At 39.0% G+C, this 23,897-nt stretch carries 17 protein-coding genes, 1 tRNA gene and 5 pseudogenes; 1 reads left to right on the top strand and 22 read right to left on the bottom strand.

All coding sequences use genetic code 11. From position 1 onward, the window contains the following. Positions 1-5 precede the first annotated feature (5 nt). From JCM21531_RS04925 to JCM21531_RS04905, 9 genes and pseudogenes are all read right to left on the bottom strand, one after another. Positions 6-915 (bottom strand): annotated as a pseudogene (locus tag JCM21531_RS04925) (NUDIX hydrolase). Positions 916-1,110: 195 nt separating this feature from the next. Continuing rightward, positions 1,111-1,560 (bottom strand): Hsp20/alpha crystallin family protein, encoded by a 450-nt coding sequence (locus JCM21531_RS04920; protein WP_038287889.1) that lies wholly within the window; start codon positions 1,558-1,560, stop codon positions 1,111-1,113. 312 nt (positions 1,561-1,872) lie between these two features. Next, positions 1,873-2,244 (bottom strand): class I adenylate-forming enzyme family protein, encoded by a 372-nt coding sequence (locus tag JCM21531_RS20650; RefSeq protein WP_243467248.1) that lies wholly within the window; start codon positions 2,242-2,244, stop codon positions 1,873-1,875. 126 nt (positions 2,245-2,370) lie between these two features. Continuing rightward, positions 2,371-2,942 (bottom strand): annotated as a pseudogene (locus JCM21531_RS23555) (AMP-binding protein); the annotation flags it as partial. A 26-nt stretch (positions 2,943-2,968) separates the two neighbouring features. Further along, positions 2,969-3,505 carry an AMP-binding protein gene (locus tag JCM21531_RS23550; RefSeq protein WP_279378981.1) on the bottom strand — a complete coding sequence of 179 codons (537 nt, stop codon included), beginning with the start codon at positions 3,503-3,505 and terminating at the stop codon, positions 2,969-2,971. Positions 3,506-3,758: 253 nt separating this feature from the next. Beyond that, positions 3,759-5,012, bottom strand: a complete 1,254-nt coding sequence (locus tag JCM21531_RS20645; RefSeq protein WP_243467234.1) for a peptidoglycan-binding domain-containing protein — start codon at positions 5,010-5,012, stop codon at positions 3,759-3,761. Next, positions 4,985-7,216, bottom strand: coding sequence for a peptidoglycan-binding domain-containing protein (locus JCM21531_RS20640; protein ID WP_243467233.1), 2,232 nt, complete (start codon positions 7,214-7,216; stop codon positions 4,985-4,987). The genes JCM21531_RS20645 and JCM21531_RS20640 overlap by 28 nt, the downstream gene beginning before the upstream one ends. Positions 7,217-7,260: 44 nt before the next feature. Continuing rightward, positions 7,261-8,034 (bottom strand): vWA domain-containing protein, encoded by a 774-nt coding sequence (locus tag JCM21531_RS20635; RefSeq protein WP_243467232.1) that lies wholly within the window; start codon positions 8,032-8,034, stop codon positions 7,261-7,263. Positions 8,035-8,117: 83 nt separating this feature from the next. After that, positions 8,118-9,755 carry an S-layer homology domain-containing protein gene (locus tag JCM21531_RS04905; protein ID WP_243467231.1) on the bottom strand — a complete coding sequence of 546 codons (1,638 nt, stop codon included), beginning with the start codon at positions 9,753-9,755 and terminating at the stop codon, positions 8,118-8,120. A gap of 348 nt (positions 9,756-10,103) precedes the next feature. On the opposite strand from JCM21531_RS04905, the gene JCM21531_RS18225 reads away from it, so the two are divergent. Beyond that, a complete protein-coding gene (locus JCM21531_RS18225; protein WP_094184734.1) occupies positions 10,104-10,271 on the top strand; it encodes a CDIF630_02480 family spore surface protein in 168 nt (55 codons plus the stop codon). A gap of 154 nt (positions 10,272-10,425) precedes the next feature. Here the strand turns inward: JCM21531_RS18225 and nifJ are convergent, their stop codons facing one another. The 13 genes and pseudogenes from nifJ to JCM21531_RS04845 all read right to left on the bottom strand — a co-directional run bounded on the left by nifJ (position 10,426) and on the right by JCM21531_RS04845 (position 23,894). Further along, positions 10,426-13,953, bottom strand: coding sequence for a pyruvate:ferredoxin (flavodoxin) oxidoreductase (gene nifJ / locus JCM21531_RS04900; protein ID WP_038287887.1), 3,528 nt, complete (start codon positions 13,951-13,953; stop codon positions 10,426-10,428). A gap of 116 nt (positions 13,954-14,069) precedes the next feature. Further along, a complete protein-coding gene (locus JCM21531_RS04895) occupies positions 14,070-14,729 on the bottom strand; it encodes a flavin reductase (protein WP_038287886.1) in 660 nt (219 codons plus the stop codon). A gap of 24 nt (positions 14,730-14,753) precedes the next feature. Continuing rightward, positions 14,754-15,143, bottom strand: a complete 390-nt coding sequence (locus tag JCM21531_RS04890; RefSeq protein ID WP_038287884.1) for a bacteriohemerythrin — start codon at positions 15,141-15,143, stop codon at positions 14,754-14,756. Positions 15,144-15,277: 134 nt separating this feature from the next. Beyond that, positions 15,278-16,033: a ZIP family metal transporter gene (locus JCM21531_RS04885; RefSeq protein WP_038287882.1), complete on the bottom strand. Its 756-nt coding sequence runs from the start codon at positions 16,031-16,033 to the stop codon at positions 15,278-15,280. 99 nt (positions 16,034-16,132) lie between these two features. Then, on the bottom strand, positions 16,133-16,717 hold the full coding sequence (locus JCM21531_RS20625) for a class I mannose-6-phosphate isomerase (RefSeq protein WP_243467230.1): 585 nt from the start codon (positions 16,715-16,717) through the stop codon (positions 16,133-16,135). Beyond that, positions 16,681-17,223 (bottom strand): type I phosphomannose isomerase catalytic subunit, encoded by a 543-nt coding sequence (locus tag JCM21531_RS20620; RefSeq protein WP_243467229.1) that lies wholly within the window; start codon positions 17,221-17,223, stop codon positions 16,681-16,683. The genes JCM21531_RS20625 and JCM21531_RS20620 overlap by 37 nt, the downstream gene beginning before the upstream one ends. A 123-nt stretch (positions 17,224-17,346) precedes the next feature. Further along, positions 17,347-18,383 (bottom strand): annotated as a pseudogene (locus JCM21531_RS04875) (glycoside hydrolase family protein). Positions 18,384-18,387: 4 nt separating this feature from the next. Further along, positions 18,388-19,553, bottom strand: a pseudogene (locus JCM21531_RS04870) (glycosyltransferase family 4 protein). A 109-nt stretch (positions 19,554-19,662) separates the two neighbouring features. Next, positions 19,663-20,706 carry a nucleotidyltransferase family protein gene (locus JCM21531_RS04865; RefSeq protein WP_038287880.1) on the bottom strand — a complete coding sequence of 348 codons (1,044 nt, stop codon included), beginning with the start codon at positions 20,704-20,706 and terminating at the stop codon, positions 19,663-19,665. A gap of 60 nt (positions 20,707-20,766) precedes the next feature. Next, complete coding sequence (locus JCM21531_RS04860; protein WP_038287878.1) at positions 20,767-21,765, bottom strand: glycoside hydrolase family 130 protein; 999 nt, start codon at positions 21,763-21,765, stop codon at positions 20,767-20,769. A gap of 308 nt (positions 21,766-22,073) precedes the next feature. Further along, positions 22,074-22,553 carry a DUF6530 family protein gene (locus tag JCM21531_RS04855; protein ID WP_038287875.1) on the bottom strand — a complete coding sequence of 160 codons (480 nt, stop codon included), beginning with the start codon at positions 22,551-22,553 and terminating at the stop codon, positions 22,074-22,076. Positions 22,554-22,703: 150 nt separating this feature from the next. Beyond that, a pseudogene (locus JCM21531_RS04850) lies at positions 22,704-23,466 on the bottom strand (tRNA threonylcarbamoyladenosine dehydratase). 352 nt (positions 23,467-23,818) lie between these two features. After that, positions 23,819-23,894: transfer RNA gene (locus tag JCM21531_RS04845), tRNA-Asn, on the bottom strand. Positions 23,895-23,897 lie beyond the last annotated feature (3 nt).

Below are 23,897 nucleotides of genomic sequence, written 5' to 3'. Positions count from 1 at the left end.
TTATATTATTCGGAGGCATCGTTCCAATTCGGGTTAAACTTGAATAGTTTTGAAGGTCTATGCCCTGCATCTTTGGTGTACTCGTTTGTTTCAATCACCATATCGGCTATTTTTCTTCTAAAGTTTGCTTTTAACAGCTCCTTGTCCAAAATCACCTCATACACCTGCTGGAGCTCCGTCAATGTAAACCTTGCCGGCATGAGGTTAAACGCAATATCCGTATACTCAATTTTATTACGCAGCCTTTCAATTGCATATTGTATAATTTTTGCATGGTCAAAAGCGATACCGTTTGATTCGACAATTTCTCTTTCTACTCTGGATATTTTTCCTTCAACTGTTTTTACAGTCTTTATAACCGCTGAAAGGTTTTCCTCCTCGTTGGACAGCTTCAAGTTATACACCTCTGCAATATATATCCCTTTTCGGTCAACGTTTTTTGCTCCTGATACATATTGCATGATACGGTAAACCACTTTGCATCATCAGCATCATCACTGGCCTTGATATTCAGGTTGGAACTGTCCACCAGCGCCATATAGGAAACGCTTATTACCCTTGTGCGGGGGTCCCTGTTTACATCTCCCCAAGTATAAAGCTGCTCCATATATATATTGTCAATATTTGTCTCTTCTTTCAACTCCCTTAAAGCTCCATCTTCCAGATTTTCATCCATATTAACAAAACCGCCCGGAAGCGCCCATTGTCCTATATACGGATGGTCTCCCCTTTTAATCATCAACAATCGCAAAACCTTTTGAGGAAGCTTTCTATAATTCTCCTTCTTTTCATCAGTCACTGTAAAATCAGCATATCCACTGTCATTGACGGCCTATCAAATTTGCTCGCATCATAAGCTGCCAAAAACTGCTCCTCGGTAAGTCCTTGTTTATTAAGCTTTTTTGATTCGCTCATTGTTTCACCTCGAATTTGAAATTTGAGTTTTGATATTATCATTCTGTTAGTATCATTATATTTATTTATTCCACCTTTGTCAATACTCCTGAAAACCCATTTTTCCCTTCTCTTTTTCTCCACATTCGACACATATAGCAACTTACTTTTAAATTAAAAAAGCTCCCCCGTGTATAGGGGAGCCCTATTTAAATATTAAGATATATCGATTCTTCTTCCTTTAGAGCAAGTTTCTTTCTTAGGCAATATCAATGTCAATACACCTCTTTCATGCTTTGCCGTAATCCTGTCACTGTCAACATTCTCAAGAGTAAATGACCTTGACATTGAACTTGCTCTTCTCTCTTTTCTTAAGTAGTTGTCTTTTTTCACTTCTGTCTGTTCATCCCATTTGGCACTTATCGTGAGTACATCACCATTAACTTCAATATTAATGTTCTCTTTATCTATTCCCGGCATATCAGCTTCAAGTATATATTCTTTATCATTTTCACTTATGTCAACTTTCATCTGATTACTGCCGTAAAACGCCGGAAAGAACCCGCTATTGAAAAAGTCGTCAAAAAAGCTGTCAATATCAAAAAGGTCTACGTTTCTTCTTTGAACACCCATTCCTCTTCTTCCAAAAGGTACTATTCCGAACATAAACAACACCTCCAAATTTTTTGATATTGCTTTTTGACTTTTAATTATCTTTCTATATTATTTATACAATTTTCAAGCTATATTATCAACTTTAGACTTTGACTTTCTTTGACCTTTTGTTTTTAATAATAATGATTAAACTAAATTTCCTTTATGGATCTCAAAATATCTCCATATTTCTATTCAAATCTATTCTCATTTGGTGTATTGTGTGAGTTGTCTATTTATCTTTTTTGTGAAAAATAAGAATGGCCTTGCCAATATATCGGTCAAAGCCATTCCAAATTAATATATAAAACGTGAAGGGCATTATTAGCTTATTGTCTCAACCTCTACCAAACCTACTACACCGTATTTTTCCCTTAGTCGAGGCTTTTCAATCTTTCCTGTAGGATTTCTCGGTATATTGTCAAAAATAATTTTTTTCGGTCGTTTATAGCGCGGCAATGAAATACAGAATTTGTTTATTTCCTCTTCGGTACACTCGCAGCCGGGCTTTAACTCAATAATAGCGGCTGCTATTTCTCCCAGACGCTTATCGGGTAGTCCAATAACTGCTGCATCCTTGATTGCTTCATGTGCCCGTAGAAAATCTTCAATCTGTACCGGATATATATTTTCTCCTCCGCTGATAATTACATCTTTCTTGCGGTCTACCAGATAAATGAAGCCGTCTTCATCCATTCTGGCCATGTCCCCGGTCAAAAGCCAGCCGTCCTTGAGCACTGCGGCAGTAGCTTCAGGATCCTTGTAATAACATCTCATTACACCAGGTCCCTTAACAGCCAGTTCTCCTACCTCTCCCTGTTTTACAGGACTTCCTTTTTCGTCTACAATTTTAGCCTCCCAATTATAGCCCGGCAAGCCTATGGCACCTACTTTATGAATATTTTCAACGCCCAAGTGGACACATCCCGGTCCTGCAGACTCACTAAGACCATAGTTGGTATCATATAGATGATGCGGGAAATACTTTTCCAGCGATGAATCAAGCTGGGAGGTACCGGCTGAGCACCAATATGCATGAGTCTCCATTGGGAAAGGTCATAATCTTCCAGCTTCAATTCCCCTCTGTCAATGGCATCCAGAATATCCTGAGCCCACGGAACCAAAAGCCATACAATTGTAATTTTCTCTTCGGAAACAGTTCTTAATATCCATTCCGGCTTAATTCCTCTTAACAATACTGCTTTGCTGCCGGCCAACAGGCTTCCAAACCAGTGCATTTTCGCACCGGTATGATAAAGGGGCGGAATACACAGGAAGTTATCCTCACGGGTTTGTCCGTGATGTTTCTGCTCTGTATAACAAGCTGATACAAGACTTCCGTGGCTATGCAAAATTGCCTTTGGAAATCCTGTAGTTCCCGATGAAAAATATATTGCTGCATCGTCATCATCAGTAATTTCTATGTTGGGTGCTTCGGAAGAACAATTAGCGGTAAGACGGTCATAGCTTTCAGCAAAAGAAGGACGTTTTCTCCTGCAAATAACAATAATTTTACATTTGGTATCTGGTCATAAATGTTTTCCACGCGACCGATAAATTCCGGACCGAAAACCAAGGCTATGGAATCGGACAGGTTAAGGCAGTATTTTATTTCCTCGGCTGTATAGCGGAAATTCATCGGTACCGCAATAGCCCCTGTCTTCAATATTCCAAAATAAATAGGCAGCCATTCCAAACAGTTCATCAAAAGTATAGCCACCTTGTCGCCTTTTTTAATTCCCCTCTTGATTAGGAGATTTGCAAATCGGTTTGCCTTCTCGTCAAAAACACGCCAAGTCATATCTCTGCGATACTCCCCTGCAGGATTGTTTTCGATGAGTTCGTACTCTCGCCATATAACATTATGGCTTTCCTGAAGATCCAGATTTATCTCCGTCAGACATTTTTCATGACCGTACAACGCAGCATTGCGCTCCAAAAATTCAATAATGGGCATTTTCTTTTTCCTCCGTTCTACCAACACAACCTAAAAACTGTGCATGTATTTTTATATTAATGAAGCCATACTACATACGTAATACAAGCTACCATAATTAATTATAAGGCTACGGAAATAATTATTCAATAGATTAAGAAAAACTAACTTAGGAAAGCTAAAAGAGCTACAGTTCATGTTGGGCGCTCTAATAAGAGAGCACTAACATCTTTTTGATGAGTGCTCTCTTATTTTATGCTACAAAAACTTCAATTTATTTTTTTAAATATTCTACCACTTCATTACGCAGAACAGTATAGGTATAAAGTTCTTTAGCTTTCTTGTCCGTATATGAAATATCATGCCATGTTTGTGCACTACCGTCTAAGTCCTGATTTTCATCTCCTATATCAATGTATCCTTTATGAGGTCCGTGTTTACCATTAGAGTGTGCATATTTTATTTGAGTAACTTTTCCATTTGTTTTTATAACTTCATATATAACGATAACATGGCCACCATTATCGGTATTCATTATAGCTCCCGGAACAACGTCTTTTGCCTTGGTTATTTTTTGTCCAAGTTTAGTACTTGTAAGTGATGCGGCACTAATTCCATTTCCATAGCCGGTTTGTCCGTGGGTCTTGTGAATCATTCCTTCTGTTGCTTCATTAAGCACATAAGCTACCAATCCCGAACAGTCAATTCCTACTTTATACCTGTTTTCAGGGTCATCTGCAACACTCTGGAATTTGGACGGATCTGTTGTTTTTCCAAGTATGAAGTTTCTTATCTGTTCCGGTGTTGCCTTACCTCCATAACGTGTACCTACAGTCTGATAATAAGGCAGTTTTACTTTAACCCCGTTAATACTAAAATCTGTATATTGTTCCGCCAGTCTTTTTAACTTTAAACTAAAGTCATCCGTATCGGAAATATCAGGAGCTTTATCAACAACTAGTTCAAAATAAGAATCTTGATAAGAGCCCTTTATTACATATTTTCCTTCAGCGGGTGCTGCAACTTTCCATTCACCGCTCCTTAGTTTATTTAGGGTGGCCTCATCTATTTGTCCATTAACTACAGCACCATTTTGACTCTGATATAATTTCACCAAAGCTGCAGTTTTTGGTCCATAATTTTTTCCATAACCTGAATCGCCACTTACAATTTTGAGATATTCCAGACCGCTTCCAAGGTTTTTGCTAAGTAAATCATGGACTTCTTTAATGTAGTCACCCTTTACTGCACTGGTATCACCATATTTTAGAGGAAATACATTTTCAACTGGCTCCGGATCCGGTGTACTCTGCGGGGCCAGCGTCGCTCTAATTGTATAACCAGGATCATATTTTTCGGTTTTACTATTGTATATAACCTCATTCATCCACTCTAATTTAAATACAACTGACGGTTTTGAATAGCCACTCTTCAAAGGTATCTTTTTAGAGTTTTTAAACAAATTCGAATACTTTTCAGAAGGTTTTTCACCATTGTTGTCTACCAAAGAACCAAAAACAGTCTCCACATTTTTCCACCAACCGTCATGAGTTGCATATACCCATGGGGTTTAAGCTCGATTATTTCATTGGTATTGAGATCAACTGTTGCTGCCACTGTAGCATAATTTAAGAATTGGTACAAGTTACCCTGTCCGCCGGTTAAATTAGGTTGTGAAACCTTTAGCCCTCTTACAAATTCAGAAAACTGCTCTCCATAGTACCTATATGCATTTGCCTTTCTTAAAAACTGGTTGTCCAATGCAGCTGTTAAATCTTTTTCAAAATCCGGCTGGATATAATGTCCCCCATTACTGTCTCTTACCTCAGGATTTGTGTTAAAACTTCCTGTACCTTCCTGAATTATTATCGCCAGAAGTAGCCTCGGATCGATATCTAAACTTTGGAATTTCAGCGAGTTTGCGTATAATTTCTCAATTTTCTTATCATCCCAGGTTAATGCATTAATAACCTTAGCTTCGGTATTATAAGCTGCAGGTGGCGTTATACCGTTTTTTGCACATTGGTCAAGGTACCTTTTTGCAAATCTTGTTTTGGTTACACCATTGGATACCCAATCATGTGCAATTCTTGAATTAATGAGATTCAATCTTTTAGTCAACTCAGCACTTGGAGACAAAGACCTTCTTTCTTTTTTAGCGTCTGAAATCTCCTTCTCCAACTCTGCCGCAGACAAAAACCTCAGCCTGCCCCCCAAACTTTGGAAGTTCCATTCGCCAGTTCCTACAGCAGGCGACTTGTCATTCTTTAATGCAGAATCTGAGAACAATACATTCCATGTTTGGTCACATACGACTCCTTTAAATATTCCACTGTCATTTAGGCCGTTAACTCTCTTAAATTCACTGACAGCAAAGGAAGTATTATAATCAAATATTGTGTTAACAGTCAGCGGCAAATTATTTTGACCAAAATATCCCAATTCGTTTAATCTCTTTTTAATTTCATAAATATCCTTGTTTTGCCCGCTATTGTAATATTCGGAAATCCATATATTATTTATTTTTATTTTTCTCTCATCAGACTTAATAAGAGATTTACCGCTCTCATCTACTATATGGACAGATATCCAATATGAACCATTGATGTATTTAGGCTTCTTATTTACAGCATCCCAGTCATTTGACACAAAACTAAAATTATAGTTCTTTTGCTCGTGTTTGTATCTTTGTTTGGATGAATCAACCATTATCGGAAATTGGTCGCCATCTTTACGTAAAAACAAAGCAATATCTTTACCGGTCAAAATATCGGCATATTGAACTATGGAAAAGTCTTTGATGCCGGTTACAGTTTCTAACGGCGATATATCCCCTGTCCACTTAATTGAGCTTTCCACCTTTACTTTATTAACCTCTGACTCAACAATTATGTTTCCATATTTGTCAAGCAATACAACTTTAAACTCCCTTAAACCTGAATCTAAAATATTTAAATTGGCCCTATATCCGATAAATAAATCGCTTAAATGATCCGGATATTCTTCAGGCAATTCAAAATTAAACTCACTCATAATAAATTTTGAATCAAGAGCAGCATTGTATTGCATCCAGTTTCCATTTAGCAACCTGAATAACAATACCGCTTTATCCACCTGCTGTTCCGTTACAATCGTAGCTATTGCATCAACAGTATACATACCTCCAGAATATCCACTGGTGGGAGTTATTCTAACGTCTACAGCATTTTTATTAAATGCTTCCTTGAAAGTTTTTATTTTTAATCCAAAAAAGTTAACTGTAAATACTTTTAAAAACAAATCACCAATTAAAAGGTATTCTCCTGATGCCAACTCAAGTAACTCTTCTTTATTGGAAATACCCTCCAATTTTTTTAGCATTCCATTAGATAACCTTATCCAAATACCATCACCATGAGTTACACTGACTATGTTGCTAATAAGCGCTTGAAGCTCGGAAGAAAAAGCCTTTGTTATATTTGCATAAACACCTCCCGTTTCAGTATACAAAGCCTTATATACTGACTGATAACCGGAAGGTACAATTGCAGATACAACAATTCTATCTTCTTTTAATTTTTCTATCACCGTTCCCATTGATTGAACATCTTCAAATCTTGTAAATTCTTTATATGACACATCGGTAAAAAGCATAATAAATTTATTCACACCAGGTCTGAAATCCATTCTTCTTGCCTCTTCCAATGCATCTACGGTAGATTCCGGAGCATCTCCTCCTCCGGTTGCTCTCATATTATTTACACTAGTAATAAAATCATTTACATTATCAAACCATCCTAGATTTTGGTGGAATTCATACCATCTTCTTCTAAATCCTTGTAATCTATTAACCCCAATCTCACATCTACGTTATTTTCTATTAATGTATTTACAAAGTTTGTAATATTAGTTTTGACATTATTAATTACTGAGCCCATTGAACCGGTTGTATCGATAACAAAAACTATATCTGCCTGTCCTATTTCGGCAACCGGTGGTATAGCTTCTTCTGCGGGGTTTGCAAGTTTATCCAAAATATCTTTTATGCCCCAACTTTGTGCAAACCTCACTATATCTATAACGCCATAAATGCTAAAATGATCAACTGTTGTCTTTATCGTATTTGATTCCTCATCTACTTCTGTCTCTAAAAACTCAATAGTGTCATTTGTCTCATCATAATAAAAAACTGCCAGATTGTTTATATCGGTAGTCTTTAAAATTTCCTCACTTATTTTAAAACTAATTTCCGCACTTTCAAAATCCTTATCGGTCTTTATGTCTATTGGAAACCCTACGACACCAACAATATTTTTAATACTTTCGTGTTCGGACGCATTTTCCACAGTAGTATTAATATCAAAATCAGGCACTCCGAATATGCTAATTGAAGGAAGTGCTTTATTTTCAGGAGTCAAAACGTCTCTCAAAGTTTCTTCCGATAAATTCAGGCTAACAAATTTTTCTGAATCTAAAATGCCACTATTACCGGTATCAGGCTTTAGAGGGGCAAAGCCTTGCCCCAATTCCAATCCATCATCAAGCCCATCTCCGTCCGTATCGGAAATCAACGGATCTGTTTTATAAGTATAAATCTCATCATAATCACTAATACCGTCTCCATCTGTATCTTTTAACCATGGATCTGTTTCATTTAGAAACTCATCCAGTTTGAAAGTCCATCTCCATCAATGTCAAGATCAACATCCGGTACATTCATACCATATGTTACCTTGCGTGTCGGATCAGTACCCAAAATCCTAAATTCATAACCATCAGGAAGTCCGTCTCCGTCCGTATCGGGATTAAGGGGATCCAATCCCAAAATTATCTGCTCTTCTTTATAGCCATATTTTTCAGATACCAGTTCCACTCCTTCAGTTCCCAGCTCTTCGTATTCAGGAGCATTATAAAAAATTGATACTATTGAACCTAATTCTAAGATAACCCATGCTTTCATTTCCTCATAATCTGTTAAGCCATCTTCATCGGTATCGGGATTTAATGGATCTGTTCCATAAATATTAATTTCTTCATAATCTGAAAGTTTATCTTCATCGGTATCGGAATTTAACGGATTTGTATTATATATGTACACCTCTTCATAGTCAGACAGTCCATCTCCGTCCGAATCCTTATCATTTATATTTGTCAAAGTTTTAGTAAGTTTATTTCCATATTGGTCTTCTATCACTAAAATAATATTAATCTTAAAATAGTCCTTGTTAAGTTCAAAATCTTTGAGTGTCCAACCATATGGGGTTTTGTTTTCATTAAATATTCCTTTTTCTTCTTCTTTTGGACCTAGAGCTATTAACCCATTTGTAATATTATCTTTTTCCATCTTAGGAGTTTCCATATCAAATCCATAGTATTTCACATTGTAGTACATCTTTTTTACATTTTCTTCGTCAAACACGCCTTCGATGGTGGCTTTTTTCTGTTCTTCATTGAAAATTCTAAAATCCCCGCCCGATACATATAAAAAGTCATCAACCGATTTACCTTTAAACGGCCCACTTTCAATTGTTGAACCGGAACCGGAAGGTGAAGATGATGTCACAGGCTTTGGAGTAGGTGAAACCAAGTCATGAGTTGTACCGGGAGTTTTTTCGGGTATTTCATCCAAATCCTTGTCAATAAAATTTCTAACATAATTTGCAAGCAAAGCAAAAGCTTCTGCTCTTGATGCATAGTTTCCCGGTTTAAAAGTACCATCCGGATATCCATTTATTATATTTTTTAATTTGCATGTCAAAACAGCCGCATAGTACCATGAATTCTTTTGAACATCAGAAAACACATCAACATCAGGAAGAACATCCTCCTCATGCCAATTATTAATTTTTACCGTTAATGCAGCAATTTCAGCCCTGGTAATCGGATTATTAGGTTTGAAACTTCCATCGGGATATCCTTCAAGAATTCCATTACTCGAAGCTTTGTCAACCGCTTCTTTGTACCAATCACTATCTTTTACGTCATTAAATAATTTTACTTTAGTATTTAAAACTTTAAGATTGGGTTTTGTTTTTAAAAGAACGGTAAGATATTCAGCTCTGGTTATGTATGTATCAGGTTTAATTATATAACCATTGTCGGTCAAATAACCTTTTACCAAACCACGTTCTGCCAAATACTTGATAGACTCCTCAGCCCAGTGTCCTGAAATGTCCCTGAAAAAAATAGTGTCCTTTCCGGACGATTCTGCAAAAACACAGTTTGCAAATAATTGCATTAAAATTGTAAGTACGAGTGCTAAAGATGTCAGCCTCCCCTTGAAAAATTTCATTTTAATTCTCCCCTTTATATAATTAATCTAAAAAATAATACCAATATATGATAATTGTACATTCTCTTTTTATATTATCTCTTTCTAAAAACAAACCTCCGCTTATTGCTGAGGCTGTACATCCTGCAATATGTTTTGAAAATATTCTTGCCTTGACTTACCAATAGTATATTATTCTTCTGAAAAAAAATCAAGATATTCCATACATTCGCTTACGGTTAACCTATTGATATTATTCCTAAGATTTGAAATGTCTACCTGTAAATAATGCACAGTATAATAAATCTCCCACGATATAAAATAACATCGACGCAACAATATAAACACAGTCTTGTTTGGAGTGATAAAATGGCAGAAAAAAACTATAAGCAAAAAAACATGGCAGCACCAATTGAAAAACACAACACAGCAGCTTGGGCAAATATCGAAAAGAAAAAGCCTGAGTCTGGAGTTACCATACCCAGTGAATTGCAAGTAGAAAACGCCAAGGAATATGCTGATTCAAATCAGAAGTAAAAGATAATGCAAACACCATTGTGACAGCATACTAATAAAAGCTCGGGACATCGAGTCCCTTCGCTTTTGCCTCTTTCATTTCATTCCAAGAGGCCAAATAAAAGAGGCTGTTGCACCAATCTCCCGGTGCAGCAGCCCTCTCACATACTACCTATTACGAGTACTTCTGCTCTGCCATCCTCTTATAAGTCTCATAACGCTCTCTTGCATCCCTTTCTGCAGCATCAAACATTTCTCCTGCCGCATCCGGGAATACATTCATAAGCTGTGAATACCTGATTTCTCCGCGGAGGAAATCCTTGTAAGGTGCAGACGGCTCTTTCGATTCCAAAATAAACGGATTTTTACTCTGCTCTTTAAGCATCGGATTGTATCTGTACAAATGCCAGTAACCCGCCTCGACAGCACGTTTTTCCTCAAATATGCTTGTACCCATTCCGGTCTTTATACCATGGCTTATACATGGCGAATATGCAATTATAAGGGACGGACCTTTGTAGTTTTCTGCCTCCACCATGGCTTTCACGGTCTGGTTCATATTGGCACCCATAGCTATCTGTGCCACATACACATAACCGTAACTCATCGCCATGAGACCCAAGTCTTTCTTCCGAACCCTTTTACCTGCTGCTGCAAACTTTGCAACAGCCGCTGTCGGAGTTGCTTTTGAAGACTGACCGCCGGTATTGGAGTAAACTTCAGTATCCAACACAAGTATATTTACATCTTCACCGGAGGAAAGAACCTGATCCACTCCTCCATAGCCGATGTCATAAGCCCATCCGTCTCCTCCAATCATCCAGAAGGACTTCTTGATGAGATAATCTTTCTTTTCCATTATCTCTTCAATTATCCGGTTGCCCTTATAATCATAGTCTTTTAGTGCTTCAAAGATGTGCTTTGTAGCTGTCTTTGAGCCTTCTGCCTCATCCCTCGCATCAAGCCACTCTCTGAAAGCATTTTTAACCTTTTCATCAATATCCGAATTTATTGCAGTCTCCATAAGGTCTGCAAGTCTCGCCCTTATCTGCTTGACTCCTAAATACATTCCAAAGCCATATTCCGCATTATCTTCAAACAAGGAGTTGGCCCAAGCCGGTCCTTTACCCTCTGCATTGGTGGTATAGGCTATGGATGGTGAGCTTGCTCCCCATATAGATGAGCATCCCGTTGCGTTGGCAATCATCATTCTCTCGCCGAAAAGCTGGGTAAGAAGTCTCACATAAGGTGTCTCACCGCATCCCGGGCAAGCTCCGTTAAACTCCAATAGCGGCCTAATAAGCTGACTTCCTTTTAAGGTATTGCGATCCAATAGATTGTCCTTTTGGGTAACGGTCATCGCAAACTCCCAGTTGTCGGACTGTTTTTCTATTTGCTCTTCCGCAGGTTTCATAATCAATGCCTTTTCCTTTGTAGGACAAACATCAGCGCAATTGCCGCATCCGGTACAGTCAAGAGGAGAAATTTGTACACGGAAATGCAAATTCTCAAATCCTTTTCCAATAGCCTTCTTGGTCAAGAAGGTCTCCGGTGCACGGCTCTTTTCCTCGTCATTCAAGAGGAACAGACGCACTGTACTGTGAGGGCATACGAAGGAACACTGTCCGCATTGTATACATTCATCAATCTGCCATTCGGGAATCATCGGTGCAATTCCCCTCTTTTCATAAGCCGTAGTACCCAAAGGATGCGTACCGTCCTCCATTCCCACAAATGCACTGACAGGCAAATCATCGCCTTCATTTCTAGCCATTACCCTTTGAATATTTTTCACAAATTCCGGTTCATCCTTCTTCACAGGCAACTCTTCATCAGAAGCATTTTTCCACGATTCGGGAACATTCACCTTTATCAATGCTTCCTGTCCCACGTCAACAGCGGAATTATTCATCTCCACTATCTTCTGGCCCTTTTTACCATAAGATTTTTCAATAGAATCTTTGAGATATTTTACAGCATCCTCAATCGGAATTATGTTTGCCAGCTTGAAAAATGCCGACTGCATCACCATATTGATTCTGTTGCCAAGACCAATATCTGAAGCAATCTTTAAAGCATCTATTACATAAAATTTAATGTCGTTATTTGCTATATATCTCTTCATCGCCGCAGGAAGGTGTTCGTCCAGTTCCTTCTCATTCCACGGGCAGTTAAGTACAAAAGTACCTCCTTTTTTAAGTCCTTTCAGAATATCATAATTGTATATGAAGGACTTATTGTGGCAAGCAATATAATCGGCGTTGTATACAAGATACGGAGAACGCAAAGGCTTCGGACCGAATCTTAGATGGGAAACGGTAATTCCCCCTGATTTTTTACTGTCATAGGAGAAATACCCCTGAACATACATGTCGGTATTGTCCCCGATTATTTTTATTGCCGATTTGTTTGCTCCTACCGTACCGTCAGAGCCTAGTCCCCAGAATTTGCAGCTTATTGTACCCTGAGGCGTGGTCTCGATTATGTCCCCTTCGGGAAGAGACAAATTGGTTACATCGTCAACTATACCGATAGTAAAGTTGTTTTTCGGTTCTTCCTGCTTTAAATTTTCGAATACAGATATGATATGGGACGGTCTGGTATCTTTCGAACCCAGTCCATACCTTCCTCCCACTATAATCGGCCTATTCTCTTTTGTCAGGTAAAGTTTTGACACATCAAGATACAGCGGTTCTCCAGGGGCTCCCGGCTCCTTGGTTCTGTCAAGCACTGCAATTTTCTTTACTGTGCTGGGAATCACATCAAAGAAATACTTTTCGGAGAAAGGCCTGTAAAGGTGCACTCTCACAGCACCTACCTTTTCACCCTTTGCCATAAGGTAATCAATGGTTTCGTCAATGGTATCGCAAATAGAACCCATTGCCACAATCACATATTCCGCGTCCTTTGCCCCGTAATAGTCAAACGGGCGGTATTCGCGGCCTGTAATTCTCTTTATCTCCTGCATATAGCTTGCAACAATATCCGGAACGCTGTCATAAAATTTATTCTGCACTTCTCTTCCCTGGAAGTAAATATCCGGATTTTGCGCCGTACCCCTTGCAACAGGATGCTCCGGATTTAAAGCCCTGTCCCTAAATTCCTTTATTGCATTATAGTCAACAAGCTTTGCAAGTTCATCATATTCTATCAATCCAATCTTCTGGTTTTCGTGGGAAGTCCTAAAGCCGTCAAAGAAATGTATGAAAGGAATCCGGGATTTAATTGCCGAAAGATGCGCAACATATCCCAAGTCTGCTGCCTCCTGAACATTGGATGAGGCAAGGAGTGCAACTCCGGTTTGACGACAGGCCATTACATCCTGGTGGTCACCGAATATTGACAGGGCATGGGTTGCAATCGCCCTTGCCGAAACATGCAATACTCCGGGCAAAAGCTCTCCTGCCATTTTGTATAGGTTCGGAATCATCAGCAAAAGTCCTTGGGAAGCAGTATAAGTAGTCGTCAATGCTCCTGCCGCAAGTGAACCGTGCATTGCACCGGCAGCACCTGCTTCGGATTGCATCTGCACAACTCTGACCGGCTGTCCAAAAATATTTTTCTTTTCGTGGGCTGCCCACTCATCTACTGTTTCCGCCATAGGTGATGACGGTGTTATGGGATATATTGCTGCAACATCCGTAAAGGCATAAGATGCATAGGCAGCGGCCTGATTTCCATCCATCGTTTCAAATTTCTGCATTTTTTCACTCTCCTATTCTTTCCCGCAACATTTTGGTTCCTATTTTGAGAATTACACAGGAATCACTTAATTATTTCCCAAATTCATCTCGATAAAACACTCTTAAATATTATTCCTTATTCCTTCTTTATAAATACCGATTTTGGCTGTCCGCATATCGGACAAACATAATCTTCCGGCAAATCTTCAAAGGGAATATCTCCTGTGTATTCATATCCGCACACACTACATACATATTTTTCTCTTTTTTGGAGGGGTATATTTTCTTCTCCATTCTCCAACTCAATATACGTCGGTGCATTTTTAGGACTTCTTCCTTTTATTACCTTATGGTAATAGGAATAGGTCATGGGCTCTTCTTTTGAAATAAAGTCCGCATCTAAAACTTTGCCCAAAAAGACAGTATGGGTGTCTGTCTCCATCTTATTAATTACCTCGCAGATAAGATAGGCACACCCATCCGTTAGAATCGGCATATCATTTTTTATGTCATACTTGACAGAATCGAATTTATTAACATCCTTGCCTGTCTTAAATCCAAAAGTCCCTATAATTGCCGGGTCCGAATTCAGAGACAGAACAGTTAGCGCAAACCTGCCCGTTTTTTCAATGCAACCGTTTGTATAGTTGTCATGGTGAATGCTGATTGCAACCGTCGCAGGTTCTGCCGTAATTTGCATGGCACTGTTGACCACACATCCGGTCGGACGTTCTTCGTCCCACACGGAAGCAATGTAGACCCCGTAAGATAAATTCCATAAAGCGTTAATATTCATCTCTTGTCTCTCCTTTTTGTAAAATCACTCTGCAATCAATTTATCCTGTCTATATATATGTTCCACAAGCCATGTAGCTAAAAAATTCAGCAACTCCAAAAGAGTATCTTTTTGATTTTCATCGACAACATCCGGAGTATATTCATTTATTTTCTGTATAAAATCATCGTGGGCAACTTTCTGAGAAAGTAGCCTTTTGTATCCAATACTTTGCATGTACTCTTCTTCATGCTTAAAATGATACCGGGTATACTCTTCAAGTTCTTTGATCAAACTCATTATGTGGTCATACTTGTCCGGAATAAACTCATTTTTCAGCAATTGGTAGGCTTCGTCGGCAATAGCAAAAAGCCGGGCATGTTCTTTGTCGATAAAATCAATTCCTGTAAAGTATTCTGGTTTCATTTCATACATATTCATCTCTCCTTTTCTCGCGTGTCGGGTATGATATTCATATTTTTGGACAAACTAAATTTCGTAGCAAAATCGACTATAAAATATATCGAATTTTATTTGTAATATGTAAATAAAATTATTTATAACCGTATTCAACCAATAAACATATCTATTATTAACATAACCGTGAACCCGACCAGCAGCGAATACGTCGCCAATCTTTCATATCCGTGGCTGTGCGTATCGGGAATCATTTCATCGCTAATGACATAAAGCATTGTACCGCCCGCAAAAGCTAACGCAAAAGGCAGTATTTTCACCGAAATTGAAGAACCGAAATAACCGATGAAAGTTCCCACTACTTCCACCAATCCCGTGGCAGAACCAAGCAAAAGAGCCCGTTTCTTGCTCATTCCTGCAAGAATCATGGGCGAAATAATCACCATACCCTCGGGTATGTTTTGCAATGCAATACCAATGGCAACCGTCAGAGCATTACTTATGTCTTCGCTTCCAAATCCAACTCCGGCCGCCAATCCTTCAGGGAAATTGTGAATTGCAATCGCAAATACAAACAGCAATACTTTATTGAGCGATTCGTTATGCATATGTTTTTCGACGTCTACTCCCGACAAGTTGTGCAAATGCGGGGTTAATTTGTCCATGAAATTTAGAAATATCGCTCCAAAAAAAATGCCCAGAACCGTAATCCAAATTCCCGACCGTCCGGCCATCTCTGCAGAAGGTAAAATAAGCCCAATTACTGCAGCCGCCAACATAACTCCGGCCGCAAACCCCAGTATTGCATTATTGAATTTTGGCGATATATCTCGGAACATAAATCCGATTAATGCTCCCACAACAGTTGCTCCGCCAACGCCAATTGCCGTTATTAATACTAAAAGCATTCTGCACCTCTTATTACAAAATTTTTTGCCTATCAGTACAGATTATTCTCTATCTTACTTAATATACCCTGCTAATCCAACAGTTAATCAAAAAAAATTTTATATAACTACTTCAAGCGGAAATTTTAGGGTTTCTGCCCCGGCTGCATTTTTAATTATTTCTTCATGGGAGATGCCTTTTTCCCTCAAAGAATCATAAACCTTTAATGCAGAATCCGGCACATAAATGTGAAGCGCCAAAAACGAACCGTAAACCATATATTTCCCCATATATGCGGGAATAAACACTGTTTCCATGGCATATACCTTTATCTTTCCTCCGGAATATTTTATTTTGGCCTCACCGTCCAAAAACATAAATACCGAAAACATCCCTTTTGAATTTAATTCAATGAACCCTCCTTTACTTTTAATTTCCTTTACACAAAAATATTCATTTATGGCAAGATACTTTGATTCTATTCCATTATCCCAGTGTATGGTTATTCCTTTATACAAAGCTCTTGAATTGTCAAAAGAAAGCACATCCAGTGCTTTATTTATATGAAGTGGTCTTTTGTTGCCTTGAGAGTCAGTCCTGCCGTAGTCATAAAGTCTGTATGTAAGGTCAGAGTTCTGTTGTATTTCGGCAACCACGAGCCCTTCGTTTAATGCATGTACGGTACCTGCGGGGACAAAAACCACGTCACCTTTTTTACTTGAATCTCTCTATACAGTCCGTCGTGCTTGCCTTTCAAAATAGAATCACGAATTTTTACCGGGTTTTTGCAAGTTTCAGCAAATCCGTGAATAACCGTTGCCCGTGATTTTGCATCTATAACATACCACATTTCGGTCTTACCTAGGCTGTTTTCGATCTCTTTGGCATATTCATTGTCAGGGTGAACCTGAATGGACAAGCGGTCGTTTGCATCTATAAATTTTAAAAGCAGCGGAAATCCTGTATTCATTGATGCGGTAGTAAATTTGTCGCCAAGAATTTTCTTTCTTCCGTATTTTTTTATTACATCAACAATGCTTCGATTCTTTAAGACACCGTTGGCAATTTTGGTTTCACTTCCGGGGATGGCAGAAAGTTCCCAACTCTCTGCCACACGTCCTTTTAGCGCGGGCTTTCCCAATCTTTTGAGATTATGCCCTCCCCATATATAGTCCTTGAACACAGGCGTCATTTTATATGGATATAACATGATAAACACCTCCGATTATTGTCAGTAATCAAAAGAAGCCTATCTTGTTTATTAAAATGACTTCATGTGCATCAAGCTATACAAAATGCCATTGTAAAAGAATATTCACTTTTATAGATTTGCCTATAAAGACTTGATTTCCGATATTTTTAAATATGATATTATATAAGATACCAGGCTTTCTGCGCCCATATTGAGATTTACTCCTTGCTCGGTCAAACCGTCATAGCAGCCTCCGGTCTCATTGTCTATAAGGCGTATTCCTTTGGAATTCATTCCCTCATACCAGGAATTGCATATTTTCGCTTTTTCAAAATATTTCGTTTTTCCCGTCAGCTCAAAAGCCTCTAAATAGGTTAAAACAGCTTCGCAGGCCTCCACCGGCTGTTCATCGAATTCCGCCTGAATTTTGCCCTTTTTTAACCATCCGTTGCAGCCGACAGGCTTGAAATACCCATCCTTAAAAGTTATCTTTCCCAGAAAGTCCAAGCTCTCTTCTGCGGTTTCAAGAAATCTTTTTTCTCCCGTAACCTTGTACGCCGCCAGAAGGGACCACGGAAGAACGTTGTTGCAATATGCCACAATGTTTTCAAACCACTTCCATTCCCCGTCCTTATGCTCATCGTATTGGCGGCAAAGGGATTGGGCTATATTATATACAAGTTCTTTTGAATCATTATTATCGAAAAACGAAAGACCTATTGCAGAATATGCCTTGCCCCTCAGATAAGTAAGTTTATCTGCATGGGGCATGGCTTTATTAAAAATCTCTAAAAGAGCATGTCTAATCCCTTTTGGAGTAAAATCACAGGAAAGAGCAAATCCAAGTGCCCACAAACATCTTCCGAAGCAGTCGTCAGAACCTTCGTCTTCAAGCCATCTTCGGTCATATCCCATGAAGTTTTTGAACTTGCCCTTTTCATTCTGCGCGTTTATCAAGAAAGATGAATACCTGTAAACCAGATCAATATATTTTTTCTTTCCATACCTTTTATACAACATCAGCGCCATAATTAGGCTCTGGCATTGTCATCGGTTGTATACCCATGATTCGGATCCGGAAGGGAGTATTTGGAGTGCTGCAACATACCCGTATCATCGGTCATTCGGAAAATGTGGTCGTCTCTTATATTTTCGCAGTGCATTAAGCCGTCAATCATCCTATCATGCTCCCCGAGAGTTATGTTTTTCAAGAGTGTCGATAAAAACCTTGGAATAGCTATTGGCCACATTTTCCCACATCATAGTCCTTCCAAGACTTAATGTCCGCATCTCCATCTCTTTCTTTGCCTCCGGATTCTCAAGTACGTATTGAATATGCTTTGCCAGAGAATCAGAATCTCTAAACTCTGCCAAAAGTCCTCTTCCTTCTGCAAGCATTTCCTGGGCATAGCTGTACGGAGTAGATATAATTACTCTGCCGTACCCTACCGCATATGCCAAAGTACCGCTGACCGCCTGATCTTTTCCGAGGTACGGTGTCATATAGATATCCGACAGTTTAAGATAGTACATAATTTCATCCCTTGTGAGATATTTGTCTACAAACCAAACATGTTCCTTTATTCCGAGTTGCTCGACCATTTGCAAAAGCTTTTCCCTGTAGACCTCACCATATTCCCTTTTTACACAAGGATGCGTCTGCCCGAGGATAAGGTAAACGATATCCTTGTACTTCTTAGCCACTTTTGCGATGGCTTCAATTCCATATTCCAATCCCTTTCCGGGCTTAACAGCCCAAAAGTGCTGATTACACTGCGATTAGAAAGCCCAAATTTTTTCTTTAGTTCCTCCCTGGATTCAAGTTCTTTATACGGTACACCATGGTGTATCACTTCAATTTTGGCTGCGTCAATGCCATATACCTCTTCTAGGATGGGTATTGTATTTTTCGCCATGGTAACTACCTTTGCACTTTTTTCCCCCAGTACTTGCAGTATTTTCTTTTGTTTTTCCAATGGGCGGGGTAGAACGGTATGCAGCGTGAGGATAAAGGGAATTTGAATATTGTCTACAAGGTCCAGGATATATTCTCCGAATTCACCTCCAAATATACCGTACTCATGCTCTATCACAAGAATACCGATATCCGAATTGTTAATCTCCTCCGCAATCTTTGTATAACTTTCCCTGTCGTGCTGCCTAAGCTCCATGATTACCCTCTTGCTGTAACCGTAATCATTGTCACTTACAGCAATAACTTTAGGGTTTGGTATATTTTCTATCTTGTCAAGCTCCCTCACCAGGTCATTGGTAAAAGTCGCAAGTCCGCACCCCCTTGGAGGATAAGTACTTAAAAATGCTATGTTTCGAATTTTGTCTAAAGTCATTTCAAAACCTCCTATTATATAGTTGCCGAATATACTGCCGCCCAATATATTACAGCTTACATGTATTATCTGTCTGTTTCGATTGCCTTACTCAAAGAATATTTGCCCTTTATACCGCTATCGGGTGACTTGAATTTTCTGTCAAAACAGAATTGCATCTTTCGCTATCCTTATCAATTGTACAATTTGACATAATCACTGAATTCATTACCTTTGCTCCTTTTTCTACATTAACATTATCCCAAACAACGCTGTCCTCAACCTTTGCTCCCACTCCGACAAAAGCATTATCGAATAGAACCGTATTGGGACCTACCACCGCCGAGGGACCGATTACAACATTTTCACCAATGTATACCGGACCCCTTATGTTTGCGCTCCTGTCAACTTTTGCACTCTCACTGATGAATACGCGATTTTCTCCAAAATCATAATTTCCGATGGGCACAAGTCCTTTTAATATATCTTTGTGTACCTTAAGATATTTTCCCGGCGTGCCCAAATCAAGCCAGTAGCTGCATTTATCGTACACCGCCATTTTGAATCCTTTTTCTAAAAGCAAAGGATAGGTTTCCCTTTCAATGGACACCGCCCTTCCGCCGGGAATATGATTTAAAATTTCCCGTTCAAAAATATACACCCCTGCATTTATCAGATTGGATTTGCTCTCGTGGGGCTTGGGCTTTTCTTTAAACGCGGTAATAAAGCTATCGTCGTCATGCTCAATGACTCCATAAGCCGAAGGATTGTCAACCCGGGTTACGGCAATGGTTGCCATTGCACCTTTTTCTTTATGGAAACGTATCATATCCGCTATATCTATATCGCTCAATATATCGGCATTAAATACAAGGAATGTGTCGCTCAAAAATTTCTCCGCATTTTTTATAGCCCCTGCGGTACCCAAAGGTTCCTCCTCGGTTATATAATTTATTTTCGCACCGAATTTTTCTCCGTCCTCAAAGTATTTGTCAATTTTGTGCGGTTTGTAGCATGTGCTCAATACGATTTCATCTATACCATAACTCTTTAGCCTTTCTATATTCCTTTCCAGCAGCGGCTTTCCCATAATGGGCACCATTGGCTTGGGCAAATCGTTTGTAATCGGTCTTAATCGAGTTCCAAAACCGCCTGCTAAAAATAATGCCTTCATGCATATTCCTCCTATCAAGTTTTGTTGTCCTAATTGTTGCCGGTAAATTCAACGTTTTTGTCAAATTGCCTTTTGTTCGGGACACCTTTTTATATATTCCAGTAAATCGCTAAGATTCGCTGTTGCCATTGCAATGCAAGTATCTGCGGCTCCATAATATATCTTAATTTCCCCTGTCTTTTCGTCATGAATCCATCCGCAGGGGAATACCACGTCATCCACATCTCCTTCTCTTTCATAAAATTCCTGAGGACCAAATACCCATTCATCACTTCTGCGCAATACCTTCGAAGGATTTTCAAGGTCCAAAAGCGCAAGCCCAAGCCTGTAAATTGAGCCGGATGCAGTCTGTCTTACCCCATGGTACAGTATAAGCCATCCATCCGGAGTTTCAAGAGGAGGACAATTAAGTCCCACTTTGTTGGCATCCCACCATCCGCCTTTTCTGGCTTTGATTAATATCTGATGCTCGCCCCAGTATTTGAGGTCATCTGAACGGGAAATCCATATATGTGCTCCCGGCCCGTGATGCGCCGAAATCGGTCTATGTATAAGAACCCACTTCCCGTTGATCCTCCTTGGGAACAGTGCAGCATCTTTATCTTCAGGAGGCATAATAGCTCCAAGTTTTTCAAAGGTCTCAAAATCTTTCGTAAGCGCCAAAGATACCAATGGTCCGCCTTTGGAATATGCAGTATAAGCGACAGCATATTTACCCAGTTCTTCAATCCATGTAATTCTCGGATCTTCGACGCCCCACTCCTCTTCGGGGAATTTTTCGGGCTCAGCCTCAAAGGTAGGTTTGTCATCAATTATCCAATTGCTTATACCGTCATCACTGATTGCTTTGGTTAGATGAGAAAAACCTCTTCTGTCCTCGACTCTTGTCAGCAGCAAAATCTTGCCGTTATAAACGGTTGCTGCGGGATTAAAAACTGTGTTTGCTGCATAAGGCCAGTTTTTGGCCGAAAGGATCGGATTTCCCGAGAATCTTTTGAAAAGCTCTTTGTAAGAATGCCTGTCAGAACCCATAAGCTTTGTTTCAAACCTGCTTGTCATTACCTTCACTCCTCCATCCCAACAGTATTCTTCACTTACTTTTCTATAATATTACATTCTATTGTCAAAAGCGCTTTAAGACTCCTCTATTTAACAGATAGAATATTAATAACGATAAAACGCTATAAATATAATATCAATTAACTAAAGGAATATTAAAACGCTTTATTAGCACTCACCAATAATGAGTGCTAATAATATTCTAATGAAGATTTTCATTATTGTCAATACGCCTTTGAAAAAATCCCCTTAAGACCTCTCATTTTGCCTGAAAAGAGTAATTTTTCATATGGGGAAATATTTTTTTATCAATATCCCATTTCCTTTAATATTCTTGACAAAGTGCGAAGTCTCTCTCCAATAAGTTCTCCATCCTCACTAAGTGCCTGACTAAACAACTTAATATCCTCATCAATCTTTTCGTTTTCAGTACATACGGATACTGTCATAGCGTCCCCCTGCAATCCCACTCTGTCTATAACAGGTTTTTCTGTGTCGTAGAGTTTTTCATACCGATACGCATCCTGAAAATGAAGCTTCGCTCTGCAAACAAGGATTGCCAAATCAAGAACTCTATGAAGGGGCAATTCTTCGGATTGTCTGGACCATTTTTCGCCTGTGTATCTCCAAACCTTGGCCGAAATATCCACCTTTCCACGGTCGTTCCATTGCGCAAGTCCCAAGGAAAGTCCCTTTGCATCTGAATTATAAGCATATCTTCCGTCAACATTTTCATAGTTTTCGCATACAATAACCGGTTTGTGCTTTAAATTAGTAGGTATTCTCATTTCGTATTTACCTCCGTTTCATTACAACTTTAGTAAATTACTAATTTAGTAATTTACTAAAGAGATTATATCATTTTTTAGTTTTACCGTCAACGATTAAATATCAAGTTATTAAAAATAAAATAATTCCGGCGAAAATGCCGGAATCGCTTATTCATTTACATTTCCAATTATATCTTTGATAACTTCACCAGCAATTATCAAACCCGCGACTGATGGAACAAAGGATGTACTTCCAGGTATGTTTCTTCTGTCAGTACATTTTCTTTCTGTCCCCGGTGCAGATGCAATTCGTTCTGCAACTGATAGCCATGTCTTCAACAGGCTTTTTCGGTTCTTCGGCGGAATAAACCACCTTCAACTTCTTCACTCCCCGCTTTCTTAGCTCATATCTCATAACCCTTGCAAGGGGGCAAACGGATGTCTTATATATGTCCGCCACCTTAAGCTGAGTAGGGTCAATCTTATTGCCGGCCCCCATAGCGCTGATAATCGGAACTCCAAATTCCTTTGCTTTCATAACCAGCTCAATCTTTGCCGTCACCGTATCTATGGCATCAACAATATAGCTGTAAGATGCAAAATCAAATTTATCGGAATTCTCCGGAAGGAAAAAGCATTGATGCACTGTAACATTTGCCTTCGGATTTATATCTAGAATTCTTTCCTTCATAACATCTACTTTGTACTTTCCTATCGTTTTTCTCGTGGCAATAATCTGCCGGTTCAAATTGGTTAGGCATACCTTGTCATCATCTACAATAGCAAAATTTCCTACCCCGCTTCTGACAAGGGCTTCCACCGTATAGCCTCCCACTCCGCCTATGCCAAAGACTGCAACCGTTGCCTGTTCCAGCTTTTTCATTGCTTCTTTTCCAAATAGTATTTCTGTTCTTGAAAATTGATTTAACATATCATACCTGCCCTTACATTGTAATTTTATCTTCTTACATTATTTCTTCTTGGTAAGAATTGAAAAAAGTAAATTATAAAAATTTATTTAAAAATTCTCCTTAGTAAATTATAAATAAAAGCATCGATATCATCAAGAACCATTGTTTTTTTCTCTATTTTCATTCATCTTCTAGTATTCCCCATCGTAAAAAATACATCATGAGGCCAGTCAAGATTTCTTGAAATAAGAATTTTGAATAAATGCATTTAGAATAAAAATTTAGAACAAGAGTTTAGTATTCAATCAACATATCTTTCCAAGCAAAATAAAATAGCCTAAACCTTTATCAGGCTTAAGCTATTTGGATCTATGGCTCCTCAAGTAGGACTCGAACCTACGACCCTGCGGTTAACAGCCGCATGCTCTACCGACTGAGCTATTGAGGAATA

The organism is Acetivibrio straminisolvens JCM 21531 (assembly GCF_000521465.1).
Lineage (GTDB): Bacteria > Bacillota > Clostridia > Acetivibrionales > Acetivibrionaceae > Hungateiclostridium > Hungateiclostridium straminisolvens.
This window is presented reverse-complemented; position numbering and strand designations above follow the sequence as displayed.

Coding starts and splice junctions, on each gene's coding strand:
- JCM21531_RS04920 (WP_038287889.1), bottom strand. CDS start 1,560: ATGTTCGGAATAGTACCTTTTGGAAGAAGAGGAATGGGTGTTCAAAGA.
- JCM21531_RS20650 (WP_243467248.1), bottom strand. CDS start 2,244: ATGGATGAAGACGGCTTCATTTATCTGGTAGACCGCAAGAAAGATGTA.
- JCM21531_RS23550 (WP_279378981.1), bottom strand. CDS start 3,505: ATGCCCATTATTGAATTTTTGGAGCGCAATGCTGCGTTGTACGGTCAT.
- JCM21531_RS20640 (WP_243467233.1), bottom strand. CDS start 7,216: ATGAGAGCAACCGGAGGAGGAGATGCTCCGGAATCTACCGTAGATGCA.
- JCM21531_RS04905 (WP_243467231.1), bottom strand. CDS start 9,755: ATGAAATTTTTCAAGGGGAGGCTGACATCTTTAGCACTCGTACTTACA.
- JCM21531_RS18225 (WP_094184734.1), top strand. CDS start 10,104: ATGGCAGAAAAAAACTATAAGCAAAAAAACATGGCAGCACCAATTGAA.
- nifJ (WP_038287887.1), bottom strand. CDS start 13,953: ATGCAGAAATTTGAAACGATGGATGGAAATCAGGCCGCTGCCTATGCA.
- JCM21531_RS04895 (WP_038287886.1), bottom strand. CDS start 14,729: ATGAATATTAACGCTTTATGGAATTTATCTTACGGGGTCTACATTGCT.
- JCM21531_RS04890 (WP_038287884.1), bottom strand. CDS start 15,143: ATGTATGAAATGAAACCAGAATACTTTACAGGAATTGATTTTATCGAC.
- JCM21531_RS04885 (WP_038287882.1), bottom strand. CDS start 16,033: ATGCTTTTAGTATTAATAACGGCAATTGGCGTTGGCGGAGCAACTGTT.
- JCM21531_RS20620 (WP_243467229.1), bottom strand. CDS start 17,223: ATGTTATATCCATATAAAATGACGCCTGTGTTCAAGGACTATATATGG.
- JCM21531_RS04865 (WP_038287880.1), bottom strand. CDS start 20,706: ATGAAGGCATTATTTTTAGCAGGCGGTTTTGGAACTCGATTAAGACCG.
- JCM21531_RS04860 (WP_038287878.1), bottom strand. CDS start 21,765: ATGACAAGCAGGTTTGAAACAAAGCTTATGGGTTCTGACAGGCATTCT.
- JCM21531_RS04855 (WP_038287875.1), bottom strand. CDS start 22,553: ATGAGAATACCTACTAATTTAAAGCACAAACCGGTTATTGTATGCGAA.